This window comes from Oceanibium sediminis (genome assembly GCF_003265325.1).
Lineage (GTDB): Bacteria > Pseudomonadota > Alphaproteobacteria > Rhodobacterales > Rhodobacteraceae > Halovulum > Halovulum sediminis.
On record NZ_QGNX01000004.1, the window covers coordinates 429968 to 444470 of the forward strand.

Here is a 14503-nt window from a genome sequence, read left to right on the forward strand (position 1 = left end):
ACCAATCTTAGCCCAAAAATTCCATTTTTCCTTTTTTTTCAATATATTAAAATATTAAGGAGAGAACACGCCAAGATTCGACACACAAATTTCGGGGCATTTGCCCCGCTATCGCGAATATAATTGAACCAATTATAGTTTTTGGTCCACTACGCCGACATAGCCGGCGACTCACTCGCCGTTTCGCCCAGCGACACACGCCCCAGGATCAGGTCGGCGGCCCGCTCCGCGATCATCAGGACCGCGGCGTTGATATTGCCGTTGGGCAGATCAGGCATGACCGACGCATCGACGACACGGAGCCCCTCCACACCCTTGAGGCGCAGATCCGGCGCGACCACGCTGCGCGGGTCGTCCACCGAGCCCATGCGGCAGGTGCCCGCCGGATGATGAACGGTGATGGCCGTGTCACGGATATGCCTGTCGATCAGCGTGGTATCCGCCGGATCGCCGCCAGGGGCGATCTCAGCCTTTATGAAGGGTTGCATCTGGGGCATCTCGGCCAGCTTTCGCGCGATCTGCACCGCCTCTCGCATCACCGTCCAATCGTGATCGTTGGACAGGAAGTTCTGGCGGATAGCCGGCGCCTCCGCGGGGTCCGCGGAATTCAGCGTCACCGCTCCACGCGCCTCGGGGCGAGTCAGCACAAGGCGGGTCGCGAAACCGTCCTGAAACGGCGCGCGAAACGGCTTCATCCAAGGCCAGGACGCCAGCGGCGCCGCGGTAAAAAGGATCTGGATATCGGGAACATCCGTCGCCAGAGAGCTGCGCAAGAAAGCCGTGATCCCGCCCGGCACGTCGCCTGAGAATCCGTTTCCCCCGAGGTAGGTTTTCAGAAGATCGGGCACGATCCGATCATAACGCATCATCGCCTGGAACGGGCCCGGCTCCTTGCGCGCATACATCAGAATGACCGAGACATGATCTTGCAGGTTTTGCCCGACACCGGGCAGCGCGACCTGGGGGTCGATCCCATGTTCGGACAGGTGATCCGGATCGCCAATGCCGGAAATCATCAACAATTGCGGTGTGTTGATTACCCCGGCGGCGACAATTACCTCTTTTCTGGCACGTACCGTGACCGAAGAACCACCCCTGCGATAGGTCAGGCCTGTCGCGCGCCCGCCCTCCATCACGATCCGCTCGGCGAGCGCCCCTGTGACGACCTTCAGATTGCGGCGCTTCAGGGCGGGCCGCAGATAGGCGTTCGCAGCACTCGCACGGCGCCCCTTGTCGATGGTCATCTGAAGACGGCCGAACCCCTCCTGCTCAGCGCCGTTGTAATCCTCTGTCCAGCCGTGACCGGCCTCGCGACCCGCCTGACCGAAGGCCTCGACGAGCGCATCGTCATAGTTGCAGAATTGCGTTCCGACCGGCCCATCCCCGCCGCGATAGGCATCGGCGCCGCGCACCCAGTGCTCCTGTCGCTTGAAATACGGCAGCACGGCATCCGGCCCCCAATCCTCCAGCCCCGGCTCGCGCATCCAGCGCTCGTAGTCGCCTCGATTGCCGCGCACGTAAGCCATCGCGTTCGTCGAGGAACACCCGCCGATGACCCGGCCCCGCGCGCATTCCACCGCGCGCCCGCCAACGGTTTCCTCAGGCTCGCAGAAATAGCCCCAGTCGTGTTTGCGCTCCTTGAAGATCAAGCCCCAGCCGAGGGGAATATGGATCAACGGATCACGGTCCCAGCCCCCGGCCTCCAGCAGGAGGACACGGGTTGCGCCGTCGGCGCTCAGCCGGTTTGCCAGCACACATCCGGCCGACCCGGCCCCCACGATCACGTAATCGAATTCCACCGCCGAACTCCCCGCAGATTTTCTCTCCGTCAAAACCATTACGCTCTGATCGGCTCACGCAGGATGGAACCATTTCAAAACCATTAATGTCAATGGTCTTGATCCAACCAATTCGATTTGCTAGCTTGCAGAACTAGAGTCCTGCTAGCGTGGGTGCCGAAAGTGCGCCACGAGCGAAACTGACGACTTGGGAAAATGGTTTGCCACAGAACACATCGTCTCGAAATTCGGAAAAAGCCGACCCCTCCTCGACTGAAGGATTGAAGGCGGTTCTGCGCGAAATGGGAGGCTTGGACCAAGACCTTCCCTCCGAGCGGGATCTGGTGGATCAGCTCAACGTGCCACGCTCGCGCCTGCGCCGGGTACTGGCGGAACTGCGCGCGGAAGGCGAGTTGCCCCCCGCACAGGTCGGGCGCAAGTCCAGCCGCCGCGACTCGTCGGACATCGACGAACTGGTCAGCGTGGCCAATCCCAACGACGTGATCGAGTTGCGCATGATGCTTGAGCCACAGTTCGCCCGGCTCGCCGCAGTCCGCGCTTCGACCATTGAGATCAAGCGCATTCAGAAAGCCGCCTGTTCTAACAAGAACGTCGAGTACGGCGCCGCAGACCTGGCCTTCCACAGAGAGATTGCCAGAAGCTCGCGCAATCCGCTCGCACAGGAAATCTACGATCTGCTGCGCCGGGTTGGAACCGACAGCCGCGTGCGCCTGGCCCAGACGAGTCCGCCCTGCCCCAACAGGCGCGCCGCGCGGGACCTGGAACACCAAGCCATTGCACAGGCAATCGCCGAACGCGATCCGGATCGCGCCGAACTGCTGATGCGCGATCATCTGCTCAGCGTGCGCAAGGTCATCGAAGAGCGCAGCCGGTTCATCGCAACGGGTGAGACTGAAGGCTCATCATGACAACTCGCCCATGCGCGGCGGATGTCGTCATCGTCGGAGCCGGAACAGCGGGATCGGTGCTCGCGCATCGTCTCAGCGCCCATGCAAATACCCAGGTTCTCTTGCTCGAGGCTGGCGACGAGCCACAGGACCCCCGCATCGCGCAACCCGGCCAATGGGCGATGCTCCAGAATTCCGCCATCGACTGGGCATTCCGCACAACGTCACAGTCCGGGCTGGGCGACCGGGTCGAAGAATGCCCGCGGGGGCGCGTCATCGGCGGCTCCAGCGCCATCAACGCCATGGGGCACATGCGCGGCCACCCCCGTGACTTCGCCGCCTGGGTGGACTCCGGCGCGGCGGGCTGGGACTATAACGATCTGCTCCCCTATTTCCGGCGCTCCGAGACGTCACCCTTCGCCGACGACGCGCTCTATGGCGGCGACGGGCCGATCCACCTGGAACAACCCGCAACACCGCATCCGCTGAGCGTGGCTCATGTCGCTGCGGGCGCTGCCCTTGGCCAGCCACGGCTGCGCGACCACAACTGCGGCACGATGACCGGCGCGACCTTCAACACGATGACGATCCTGAACGGGCGGCGCCAGAGTACGGCGGACGCCTACCTGACGGAGCAGGTCCGCCAGCGACCGAACCTTTCGATCCGCCGGAACGTGATCGTCGACCGGCTGGTGTTTGATTCAACGGGCCGCGCAACCGGGCTGCGCCTTGCAGACGGGGAAGTCATCACCGCACATGGCGCGGTGATCCTTGCGGCGGGCGCGATTGGCAGCCCCTCTATCCTGATGCGTTCCGGCTTCGGGGATGGGCGAGTGCTCAGGCGTCTCGGCCTCGACGTCCGTGCGGACATGGCGGGGATCGGGCAGAACCTGCAGGATCACCTGCTGTCGGGCGGCAATGTCTATCGCGCGCGCCAGCAGGTGCCGCTGACCAGCACGCAACACTCCGAAGCGATGATGTATCTTCGAGCAGAGGGCCAGTCCATGGACGACGCGCCCGACCTCGTGGTGGGCGTGACCTCTGTGCCGCTGGTCTCGGCGGGACTTCGTGACAGGGTCCCGCCGATGGCATTGGGGGACGCCTACACACTCATGTTTGGGATCACCCACCCCCGCAGCCGCGGGAGCATGGCGCTCGCAAGCGCGGATCCTTCCGCGGCGCCGGTCATCGACCCAGCATACCTGAGCCACCCCACCGACCGAGCGCACTTCGTCGAGGCGCTGCACTGGGCGCGCCGGCTGGGCGCATCCGAAAGCTATGCCGACTGGCGCGGAGAGGAACTTTTGCCGGCGGCTTCGGATCTTGCGACCCCCGATGCACTTGAGCGCTTCATTGGCCTTGCCGCGCTGACCCATCACCACCCGATCGGGACGCTGCGCATGGGCGACGACGCCACCGCGCCGACCGCGACAACCCTGGAATTCAAGGGCGCCGAGCGCGTCTTCATCGCCGACGGTTCGGTCATGCCCTCGCTTACCACCGGTCCGGTGAATGCCGCGATTGTCGCGATCGCCGAAAAGGGAAGTGAGCTGATCGCCGCCCGACTGCACCTCGGCTGAGCACGCCGGATTTCCCTCGCCCCAACCACGGCTCGCATTCGGAAATCCTTGCACTCCGCCCAACCGCGCCACATGGTTTTCCCATCAGGAAGGGAAACCCGATGGACACGAGCCGAAGAGTGCTTTCGCTGACAGCGGACCACGTAGCAAGGGTGCACAAGGATATCAAGGACACAGGGCAGCCGCCGGGCCTGATGCCGCAGACGGACGCGGATTACGCGGAATGGGTGGCCCGCGTTCTGGCCTCGCACCCGGCCCCGGACAGGCCGACGCAGCTGTTCGCCTATGGCTCGCTTATCTGGCGACCGGAGATCGAGCACAAGCGCGAGCAAGGGGGCGTCCTGCGGGGCTGGCGCCGGTCCTTTTGCCTGCGGCAATGGCGCTTTCGCGGATCGCCCGAGTATCCCGGCCTCATGATGTCGCTGCAGAGCGGGGGGCAGTGCCAGGGAGTGCTGTTCGAACTGCCGGAGACGGACCTCGAAGCCCAGTTCCACCGGCTCTTCCGGCGCGAGTTCACGATCAAGCCGATCACCAACATCCCCACCTGGCTCGAGGTCGAGACCGACGACGGCCCCGTGCAGGCGCTCGTCTTCGTGATGAACACCGACTCCCCCCAATATGCCGGTGATCTGCCCCCGGAGGAGGTTGCCGAGGTGCTGGCCCAAGCCTGCGGCCATCTTGGCACGGGGGCGGATTACCTGCTCAACACCGTCACCCAGCTGGAGGCGCGCGGCATGCATGACGAGGGGCTGTGGCGGTTGCAGGAGCTCGTCGCCGAACGGATCGGGCTTGACTGACCCCGCCATGGGCCACCGCGGGGAACGGCGGCGCGTTGACGGGACACGGGTTTGGCGCGCATTGACCTTGGTCAATGTCGCGCCCCCCGGACTGCCGATATCTGGGCCACGTTTCGAAGCAGAAGGCGCCTCCATCATGATCCTGTCCCGAACCGACGCCACCGCGCGGGCCCCGAGGGTGTTCCGATGATATCGGGTCCCCCGCAGATACCGCTTTCGGCGCTGTTCGATCCCGGGTCTGTCGCCGTCTTCGGCGCAAGCGAACGCGAAGGCAGCGTGGGCGCGCGCGTGTTTGCCAAGCTGACATCGGGCGATTTCGCCGGTGACGTCGTTCCGATCAACCCGAAATACGAAACGGTCGGGGGGCGGCCGTGTTTCGCGTCTATCCTGGATATCGGTAGACCGGTCGACCTGGCCGTCATTGCCGCCCCCGCGAAATTCGTGCCGGGAATCATTCGCGACTGCGGCGCCGCCGGGACGCGGGCGGCCATCGTCCTGTCCGCCGGTTTCGCCGAAGCGGGTGCCGAGGGCAAAACGCTGGAAGCCGAATTGAAACAGGCGGTGTGCCAGTCCGGGGTCCGGGTGCTGGGGCCGAACTGCGTCGGGCTGGTCCGGCCCTGGCACGGGTTGGACGCGACCTTCCTGCGCGCCTCCACCCCGAAGGGGCGATTGGCGCTGGTGTCACAGTCGGGGGCGCTGTGCTCGGCCATCTCGGACTGGGCCGAGCCGCATCACCTGGGGTTTTCGGCGCTGGTGTCGATGGGCAATACCTCGGACATCGATTTCGGTGACGTTCTGCAGTTCCTTGCCTATGACCCCAAGACCGCGGCGATCCTGCTTTATGTCGAGGGGATCCGGGACGCGGGCTCGTTCATCTCGAGCCTGCGCATGGCGGCGCGGAACAAGCCGGTGATCGTGCTGAAAAGCGGGCGGAACAACCAGAGCTCGAAAGCGGCGACGACGCATACCGGGGCGCTGATGGGCGACGACGCGGTGTTCGACGCCGCGCTCAGCCGGGGTGGCGCGGTGCGCGCGCAGACCTTCGGCCAGCTATTCGCGGCGGCCGAGATCCTGGCGGCGAACCGGCGCGCCGAAGGCAACCGGCTGGGCATTGTCACCAACGGGGGCGGCGCGGGCGTGCTGGCCGCGGACCGGGCCGGCGACCTGGGGGTGGAGCTTGCCACACTGGGCGACAAGACCGTCGCAACGCTCGACAAGCTGCTGCCGACCTACTGGTCGCGGGGCAACCCCATCGACATCCTCGGGGATGCCTCGCCCGCGCAATACGGCGCGGCGGTGAAGGCGGCGCTGGCGGATCCCAACCTTGACGGGCTGCTGGTCATGCTGACCCCGCAGGCGATGACCGAAGCGACGGAGGCGGCGCAGGCGGTGGTCGATGCGACCAGCCCGCGCCAGAAGAAGCCGGTGCTGGCCTGCTGGATGGGCGAAACCTCGGTCACAGCGGGGCGCAACCTGCTGTCCGCCAAGGGCATCCCCGACTTCACCACGCCCGAGCGCGCGGTGGAGGCGTTTTCCTACCTCGCCCAGTACCACCGCAACCGCCTGCTGGCGCTGGAGGTCCCCGAGCCGTTCCACGACCACCGCATGCCGGACCTTGAGGGCGCGCGCATGATCATCGACGCCGCCCTGGCGGACGGGCGCAGCATGCTGTCGGATCTGGAATCTAAGGCGGTGCTGCGGGCCTTTGCGATCAACGTGAACACCACGCTGCATGCGAAGGACGCGGCAGAGGCGCTGGTGGCCGCGGAAACCGTCGGATTCCCTGTGGCCATGAAGATCTCCTCGCGCCAGATCTCGCACAAGTCGGACGTGGGCGGGGTGCGCATGGGGATCCTGACCGCCGCGGACGTGAAGCTCGCCTTTCACGAGATGATCGAACGGGTGCAGGCCGAGCGGCCCGACGCCCAGATCGACGGCGTGACGGTCGAGCGCATGGCCGGGGTCGAGGACGCGCGCGAACTGGTCATCGGCGTCAGCCGCGACCCGGTGTTCGGCCCCGCAATCCTGTTCGGCGCCGGCGGCACGATGGTCGAGGTGCTGCGAGACAGCGCCGTCGCTCTGCCGCCGCTCAACGCAATCCTGGCGCGGCGCATGATTGACCGCACGCGGGTATCGCGCCTGCTCGAGGCGATCCGCGACCGGCGCGCGGTCGACCGCAAGGCGGTGATCGACGTGCTGCTGCGCGTGTCCGACATGGTCTGCGAACTGCCCGAGATCACCGAGCTGGACATCAACCCGCTGTTCGCCGGGCCCGACGCGGTGCTGGCCGTGGATGCCCGTATCGCCATCGCCCGTCCCCCGGCGCGCCAGGGGCGCTACGATCACGTCGCGATCCGACCCTATCCGCGCCACCTTGTGAGCCACGATCACCTGAGCGACGGCACGCCGCTGACCATCCGCCCGATCCGCCCCGAGGACGCCGAGAGCGAGGCCGCCTTCGTGCGCGCACTGTCCCCCGAGGCCAAGCGCTTCCGCTTCATGGGCGCGATGAGCGAGCTGTCCGCCGAGATGCTGGTGCGCTTCACCCAGATCGACTACCGCCGGGAAATCGCCCTCGTCGCCGTCGTCACCCGCGACGGGAAGGACGAGCAGCACGGCGTCGCGCGCTACGCCATCAACCAGGACGGCACGAGCTGCGAGTTCGCGATCGTGGTGTCAGACGTGCTGCGCCGGCAAGGGATCGGAACCAAGCTGATGCGCGCGCTCTTCGCGGCGGCCCGCGACCACGAGTTGACGCGCATGGAGGGCATCGTGCTGGCCGAGAACACGGGAATGCTGAACCTGATGGACGAACTGGGCTTTTCCCGCATGCAGGTGCCTGACGATCCCGACGTCGTTCACGTCGAACGCTGGCTCTGAACATGTTGCGCTACATTTCCCATCCCGAATGCCGCCTGCACGATGCCGGGCCGATGCACCCCGAAACCGCGGAGCGGCTGGACGCGATCAACGACCAGCTGATCATGTCGGGGCTCGACTTCGTGCTGCTGCATTCAGACGCGCCGTACGTGACGCGCGAGCAACTGCTTCGGGTCCACGATGCGGACTACCTGGACCGCATCTTCGCCACATCGCCCGCCGAGGGCTACGTCACCATCGACGGGGATACGGTGATGTCACCGGGAACGCTTGCCGCCGCCCGCCGCGCGGCGGGGGCCGGGGTGCTGGGCGTGGACATGATCATGGCCGGAGAGGCGGGGCCCGTCTTCTGCGGCGTGCGCCCGCCTGGCCATCACGCGGAGCGTGACAAGGCGATGGGCTTCTGCCTTTTCAACAACATCGCCGTCGCCGCGGCCCATGCGCTGGCGGCGCACGGGCTGGGGCGCGTGGCCATCGTCGATTTCGATGTCCATCACGGCAACGGCACCGAGGGTATCTTCGCCGCGGATGGCCGGGTGATGGTCTCGTCGATTTTCCAGCACCCGTTCTATCCCTTCAGCGGCGACTCGCCGGAGGCGGACCACATCGTCCCCCTGCCCCTGCCCGCGGGCACCGGCAGCGCGGATTTCCGCAAGGCCGTGGAAGACATCTGCCTGCCCGCGCTGGACGCTTTCGCGCCGGACTTCCTGTTCATCTCGGCGGGTTTCGACGGCCATGTGCTCGACGACATGTCGGCCCTCGCCCTGACCGAGGCGGACTATGGCTGGATCACGCAAAGGCTGGTCGAAATCGCGGATCGCCACGCCGCAGGGCGGATCCTGTCGATGCTGGAAGGCGGCTATGATCCCGGCGCGCTGGCGCGCAGCGTCGTCGCCCACCTCAAGGCGTTGATGGGGCCCTGAGCCCCCGCCCAGCGCCTAGAACCCGGCCTGCGCGTGGGCCGCGAGGTGCGACGCCAGGCGGACGGCCAGCGTCACCGTCGGGAAGGTCGGGTGCGCCCGCCCGCCGGTGGGCAGCACGCTGGGCGCCGCGATATAGAGGTTGCGCAACCCGTGGACCTTCAGATCCTTGTCCACGACGCCGGCCCGCTCGGTGCTGGCCATCCGCGTCGATCCCATCTGGTGATAGCCGTCCGAAGATTGGGACTTGATCTGCGCGAAGCGCTGCGCCTTCGGCTGGTGCCACTCGATCCGCCCAAGCCCCGAGCCGCGCAGCCACCTGTCGAGATGCTCGTGCGAGGCAAGGACGGAGGTGATGTCCGTCTCGGATATGCGCAGCTCGATGCTCGGCAGCGGAACCCCCCGGTCATCCGTCTTGTCCGACAGTACGACCCTGCTGTCTGGGTCCGGCAACTGCTCGGCGTGGTAGCGCAGGCCATAGATGCCGCTGGCGTTGTAGAGCCTCGCGAAGGGGCCGACACTTGCGTTCCTGCGTTTCTCGCGCAGCACCTCGGCGACGCCCTTGATCGTCCGCTCGGGGCGCCTGACCATGTTGCGCAGGTGCGCCAGCAGGTTCACGCCGAACTCGAACTCGGTCTGGACGTGGCCGGAATGGTAATAGGGCATGTAATGCGCCGTCTGGTGCCGCGCGCATAACGCCAGGTGGATCGCGGACAGCGCGCCGGAGCGGTAGCCGGGATCCCCCAGCGGAAAGCGCGTCAGCCCGAAATAGAGGTTGCACAGTCGCTTGCTCATCTGCAACCCCGCGGCGAGCGCGATGCAGTTGCGCTCCAGCGCCCCTTCCGGCGTCTGGTGCAGGATGAACCTGCGGGCGTCCTGGGGTCTGTTGAAGCGTATCCGCGCCGCCGCGCCTGAGACATGGCCATTGTAATAACGGCCCAGTGGCCCCGCGTCGCCGCCCAGCAAGGCGGGATGCTCGCGCTGCATTAGAAGCAGCAGGCGCGTGGACTGGATGCCACCACAACACAGGATGATCACCTTCGGGGCGAGCGTCGCCAGTTCCCCCCGGGACTCGACCCTGACAGAGGTGACGGCCCCGCTTGCCGGGTCCATCGCAAGGTCGACGGCCCGCGTGTTCAGATACAGGCGCAGGTTTTCAAGGGACTCTATTTCCGCGCGATGCAGAACGGATGTGTCGGGAACGCGGCTGATCCGCATGACGCTGCTCAGGTCAATCTGCGCGTCGGGATCATTCGCCGAGTAAGGGTCCGGAAACCGGCCGTCGATACCCAGCAGGTCGCCCGCCTCCTCGTGATGCGCGGCGAAATCGGCATAGGATATGGGCGAACCCGACATCGGGATATGCGCTCTTGGCGACAGGTCCAGCGGCCCGAACGGCATGCACCCCCCGCCCCAGACCGAGGAGGTGCCGCCCAGCCCCTGGCGGCTGCTGAGCGCCGCCTCCGCGTGGGTCAACTGGTCGACGACATCGAACCCGAAGGCCCCGCTCGCATTCGCCGTCGGCTCGCGCCCGCCCGCCTCAAGCAGGTGGACCGTCATGCCGCGCCGCGCCAGGCTGAGCGCCATCGACAGTCCGACAGGCCCCGCGCCGATGATGCACACGTCCATCGGTATGGGTATTTGATCCGGTAGATGATCAAGAATCATTCTGGAATACCCCGAAAAGAATGCCTTTTCGTCAGATGACCGGCATGAATCGCCCCCACGATAAGACCAACGACCATGCCGGGTTTTGCGCTTTCACAAGACGCCCCGGATTTTGCGCCGAATATGCCCCCAGGGCCCCTGCCCGCCGGAGCCAGTGCGCGCCACGACCAGCCCGGAAAATGGCGGGCGGGCGGTTCATCTTCCCCGCCCTGCGGCGGCGGCCAGCGCCTTTCGCGCCAGGCCAATCGCCATCGAGGAATGCGGGATATAGTCGAACGCGCCCTGCCGTCCGAGGGACTCGATCCCCATCTGCTCGGTCCGTTGCAACATGACCTCCCGGTTACGGGCTGATTCCTCGTCTAGGACGGGATAGGCGAACTCCGTCTCAAGGTGGCCGACAAGCTCCAGCTCACCGGCAAAAAGGCCGAAGCTTTCCGTTGAGGCGCGGAAATCCTCGAACAGCGCCTCGGGGGACTGGGCCTCGTCCGGCTGCGTGCACTCGACCGAGAAATAGGCGTCCCCCCCGACCTGCCCGTAGTAGTTCGAATGCATGGTCAGACGCTTCCACACCCCGTCCCGGTGGAAGTTGTAAAGCACCGTGTAGGGGAAGCCCGGCGTGCCGCGAAAGCGGCAGAACAGCGTCGTCATCATCATGCTGCGCGGCGGCGCGATATCGTCGATACCGGCAAGCCGGGCGGTCATCGCAAGGGGGATCGTGCTGATCAGCCGATCGCCCCGCCAGGTGCCGGTTGCGCCCGTCACGGCAAAGCCCCCCCCGTCGCGAGTGATCGAGGTCAGGCCGGCCCCCAGCGAGAAGCGCACACCTGCGGCTTCCAGCTGCCGCTTGGCCTGGTCGTACATATGCGGAAAGCCTTGGCGGGGCCGCGCAAACCCCTGCAAGGCGGGCGCGCGCGCCTTCCGCGTGAACCGTCTGAACACACCCCGGGCCACGTCGGAGACGCTGGTTTTCTGCCGCAGCCATTGCATGCGACGCTCCGCGAAGGTGTAGGTGACGCGCTCGGGCGGCAGGCCGCAGAACCGCCGGATATAGATGTCGAGCCCGCTTTCGCGGTACAGGCGCTGCCCGAGCCGGCGGACGACGAAATCCTCGACGCTGCGCTTTCGGAAATGCGTCAGCCGGTGCCAGGCGACGTCCCCCAGGATGGCCAGCTTTCGCGGCAGGGGAAGATTACCGAACTCCCGCTTCAGATCGAAAGGATAGCTGCGCACCGTGCGCGCCGGGGTAACACGCCCCGTCGTGCATTCGATGGGCTCCCAGGTGGCGGTGGCGGATGGAAAGACGTCCAGCATCAAGCTGTTGGACCAGAAGAAGATCGCGCCGATATCAAAGGTATACGCCCCGATATTGCACGAGAGGTGATTGCCCCCCGGCTGGTCGTAGTCGTCTATGACCGTCACCGCATGGCCCGCGCGGCTGAGCTCATACGCCGCCGTCAGACCGCTAACGCCAGAGCCGAGCACAAGCACGCTCGAACCGGCCTGCGCCCTATCCATCATGCGTGGCCCCCCATCCCGCTTTGCGCTGCGCGACCGCGGCGGCCGGCGCGAAACGCCCTTTCCCATCCATTAGCGCGTCAGTCACGCCGCATCCCCCTTCCCCCTCGGCCCCGGGCGCAGTTTCCGCATCAAGCCAGACAGGCTCTGGCGCATCCGCACGACAGAAGGCATCGGGTCGCGATAGCTGAAAAGCGGAAAGACCGTGCGCCGCAGCGGGATGCTGCGCAGCCAGCCGAGCAGCGTCAGTTGCCCTTGCCGACGCAAGGCCAGGAAGGCGCGAAAGTCGCGCAGCGGGTACCAGTAGGTCATGTCCTGGACATAGCTGTCGAACCGCGGGCCCGGCTGCCCGGTCAAATCGCAATAGGCGATCAGGTCAATCGGCGCGCCGGAACGCACCACAAGCCGATGCGCAGCGGTGTAGCGTGCGTTCACCTCGATCACCTTGTACTGGCCATCCCGCGGGTCGCGCTTGAACTCGATATTGGCCAGCCCGCGCCAGCCGACATGTGCAAAGAACTTCTGGCCCAGCTTCGCGGTCTCCGGCAGCCATTCGCTGACATGATAGACTGCACCGCCCCGGTTGGGAGGAAACCGGCGCACGACACGCTTGGTGTAGTGAAACAGGTTCGCGCCGTTCTCGTCGATGTAGGTGTAGTAGCTGGACAGAAGCTCGTCCGATCCGGGGATCATCTCGACCACCATCACCTCTATTTCGCGGGCTTCGGCAAGGCCCACACAGTGCAGCACCTGCTCGAAATCATCCTCTATGATGAACAGCTTGCGCCCGAAGGCTTCCACGAAGCGATGCGAATGGATCGGCTTGACCATCACCGGGAAAGTGATCTTGTCGCGCAGCCGCTCTACATCCGCGGCGGTGGTGACGGGCCAATGCTGCGGCACCGGGACGCCCGCCGCTTCCGCCAGGATCAACGTCTCCGCCTTGTCGAGCATCGCGGCGCGCAACTCCGGTACGAAGCGTTCGACGGTGTAGCGCCGGGACAGCGGCGCGTGATGCGCGATCAGGAAGGTGATCGCGTCATCGTTCAGGGCGAACAACAGGCACCCGTCAAGGCTGGTATCGTCCGGGGACAGCAACAACTCACGCCAGTGCTCATGGGTGGTCTTGCCCGAGGGCACCGGGAACGCCTTGCTGCAATGGCGGCTCCACATGCCCCAGGTGCCCTCGGTGCCGCTGATGAAGATCTCTATCCCCAGCGGGGCCAGGTGGCGGGCCAGCGCGACGGCGTTCACCTCTCCGCCCAGGATCATGATGGGGCGCGACGTGTCGAGCGCTTCGGGCATTCTGACTGAGGTCAACGGACAACGACTCCTACCTTGGCGTCAAAGAGGTATTCGAGGATGCGCCGCGCCACCGGCACCCCCGCGTCCGGGTCGGAGACCAGGTAGTGATGGTGCAGCCCGGGGTTCGCATTGACCTCGCTGATCAGCCCCTCGCCCCGCTCAAGCGGAAGCGCGATGTCCTGCATGATCAGGTCGACACCGGCGAAGCGCACCCCCATGTCGCGCACGAGGGCCCCTGCCCGCTCGATGATATCGGGGTGGACCTGGTCCTTCACGCTGTGGTTTTGGGCGGCGGCATTCTCGTTCACCGCGCCCTTGATGGGGACGACCTGCCCCGCCCCCGGGCAATCGCCCAGGGAAAGGCCGGTACGCTCAAGCGTGTTCAGCATGTCCCGGTCGATCAGAAGCGGGCTGAGCGCGGTGACAGGCTTTCCGGCGATGCGCGCCACGTTTTCGGCCGCGATCAACTGCCGGATGGCGCGACGCCCGTCGCCGGTGACGATGGGCGGGTCGCGCCGAACCGCATCGATATAGGCGCCGTCCAGGTACAGCAGGCGATAGGACGCGCCCGAAAGCTCCTCCTCCACCAGCAAGCGCCGCCCGTAGCCGGAGGCGTAGCGCGCCGCCCGCCTGAGGGCGGCGGCGGTGCTGATCCCGGTGGTGACCCCGCGCCCGCCACCACTGCCGGCGGCGGGTTTCACCACGACCGGCCCGGAGGCGCGGGCCAGGAACGCTTCGGCGGCAGCGATCCCGGGCAAGCTGAAGGCGCAATGGGCCGGCACCCTCAGGCCCTTGGCGGCAAAGATCTCGTAGCTCAGCGGCTTGTCCCCGACGATCTTCAGCATCTGAGGACTGTCGAGCATGATGTCCGAGCGTGAGACGTAGGTTTCCAGCGGACCGCGCCGTATCCGGGTCAGGCCCAGCGGCGTCTGCTCGCAGGACGCGCCGATGTCAGCCGCCGTGCGCAGCCAAAGGTCCCGGTACCAGGCCGCGCGCACAGGCGCGAGCCGTCGGCGCAAAAGCACGGAGCGCAGGTCCAGCACCCGGCGCGCGCGATACATCCGCGACCCGCCCAACAGGCGCGTCAGCCCGGGGCTGTAGGAATGGCCGGGGGCGAGGGTATCACTCATGAGCCAACGCGCCCCGCCATGG

Annotated in this window: 10 protein-coding genes; 5 read left to right on the plus strand and 5 right to left on the minus strand. The window is 66.1% G+C overall.

The features are described from left to right. Window positions 1–149: 149 nt before the first annotated feature. On the minus strand, window positions 150–1799 hold the full coding sequence (locus DJ029_RS13200) for a GMC family oxidoreductase (RefSeq protein WP_198671151.1): 1650 nt from the start codon (window positions 1797–1799) through the stop codon (window positions 150–152). Between the two features lie 200 nt (window positions 1800–1999). On the opposite strand from DJ029_RS13200, the gene DJ029_RS13205 reads away from it, so the two are divergent. From DJ029_RS13205 to DJ029_RS13225, 5 genes are all read left to right on the plus strand, one after another. Continuing rightward, window positions 2000–2707, plus strand: a complete 708-nt coding sequence (locus tag DJ029_RS13205) for a FadR/GntR family transcriptional regulator (protein WP_157966373.1) — start codon at window positions 2000–2002, stop codon at window positions 2705–2707. Beyond that, window positions 2704–4266 (plus strand): GMC family oxidoreductase, encoded by a 1563-nt coding sequence (locus DJ029_RS13210; protein ID WP_112322937.1) that lies wholly within the window; start codon window positions 2704–2706, stop codon window positions 4264–4266. The genes DJ029_RS13205 and DJ029_RS13210 overlap by 4 nt, the downstream gene beginning before the upstream one ends. A 119-nt stretch (window positions 4267–4385) precedes the next feature. Next, window positions 4386–5063: a gamma-glutamylcyclotransferase gene (locus DJ029_RS13215; RefSeq protein WP_198671152.1), complete on the plus strand. Its 678-nt coding sequence runs from the start codon at window positions 4386–4388 to the stop codon at window positions 5061–5063. A 186-nt stretch (window positions 5064–5249) separates the two neighbouring features. Further along, entirely contained in the window at window positions 5250–7943 is a 2694-nt protein-coding gene (locus tag DJ029_RS13220) for a bifunctional acetate--CoA ligase family protein/GNAT family N-acetyltransferase (protein ID WP_112322939.1), read from the plus strand. 2 nt (window positions 7944–7945) lie between these two features. After that, window positions 7946–8866, plus strand: a complete 921-nt coding sequence (locus tag DJ029_RS13225; protein WP_112322940.1) for a histone deacetylase family protein — start codon at window positions 7946–7948, stop codon at window positions 8864–8866. Window positions 8867–8881: 15 nt separating this feature from the next. Here DJ029_RS13225 and DJ029_RS13230 read toward each other — a convergent pair whose 3' ends face one another. The 4 genes from DJ029_RS13230 to DJ029_RS21755 all read right to left on the minus strand — a co-directional run bounded on the left by DJ029_RS13230 (window position 8882) and on the right by DJ029_RS21755 (window position 14481). Further along, window positions 8882–10531, minus strand: a complete 1650-nt coding sequence (locus tag DJ029_RS13230) for an FAD-dependent oxidoreductase (RefSeq protein ID WP_112322941.1) — start codon at window positions 10529–10531, stop codon at window positions 8882–8884. 195 nt (window positions 10532–10726) lie between these two features. Continuing rightward, window positions 10727–12049, minus strand: coding sequence for an FAD-dependent oxidoreductase (locus DJ029_RS13235; RefSeq protein ID WP_157966374.1), 1323 nt, complete (start codon window positions 12047–12049; stop codon window positions 10727–10729). 81 nt (window positions 12050–12130) lie between these two features. After that, entirely contained in the window at window positions 12131–13366 is a 1236-nt protein-coding gene (locus DJ029_RS13240; RefSeq protein ID WP_157966375.1) for a carboxylate--amine ligase, read from the minus strand. Then, window positions 13363–14481, minus strand: coding sequence for a cyanophycin synthetase (locus DJ029_RS21755; RefSeq protein WP_157966376.1), 1119 nt, complete (start codon window positions 14479–14481; stop codon window positions 13363–13365). Before DJ029_RS21755 ends, DJ029_RS13240 begins: the two co-directional genes overlap by 4 nt. Between the last annotated feature and the right edge of the window lie 22 nt (window positions 14482–14503).

Excerpts from the sequence above, each read along its gene's own strand:
- DJ029_RS13220 (WP_112322939.1), top strand. The coding sequence starts at position 5,250 with ATGATATCGGGTCCCCCGCAGATACCGCTTTCGGCGCTGTTCGATCCC.
- DJ029_RS21755 (WP_157966376.1), bottom strand. The coding sequence starts at position 14,481 with ATGAGTGATACCCTCGCCCCCGGCCATTCCTACAGCCCCGGGCTGACG.
- DJ029_RS13230 (WP_112322941.1), bottom strand. The coding sequence starts at position 10,531 with ATGATTCTTGATCATCTACCGGATCAAATACCCATACCGATGGACGTG.
- DJ029_RS13210 (WP_112322937.1), top strand. The coding sequence starts at position 2,704 with ATGACAACTCGCCCATGCGCGGCGGATGTCGTCATCGTCGGAGCCGGA.
- DJ029_RS13235 (WP_157966374.1), bottom strand. The coding sequence starts at position 12,049 with ATGATGGATAGGGCGCAGGCCGGTTCGAGCGTGCTTGTGCTCGGCTCT.
- DJ029_RS13225 (WP_112322940.1), top strand. The coding sequence starts at position 7,946 with ATGTTGCGCTACATTTCCCATCCCGAATGCCGCCTGCACGATGCCGGG.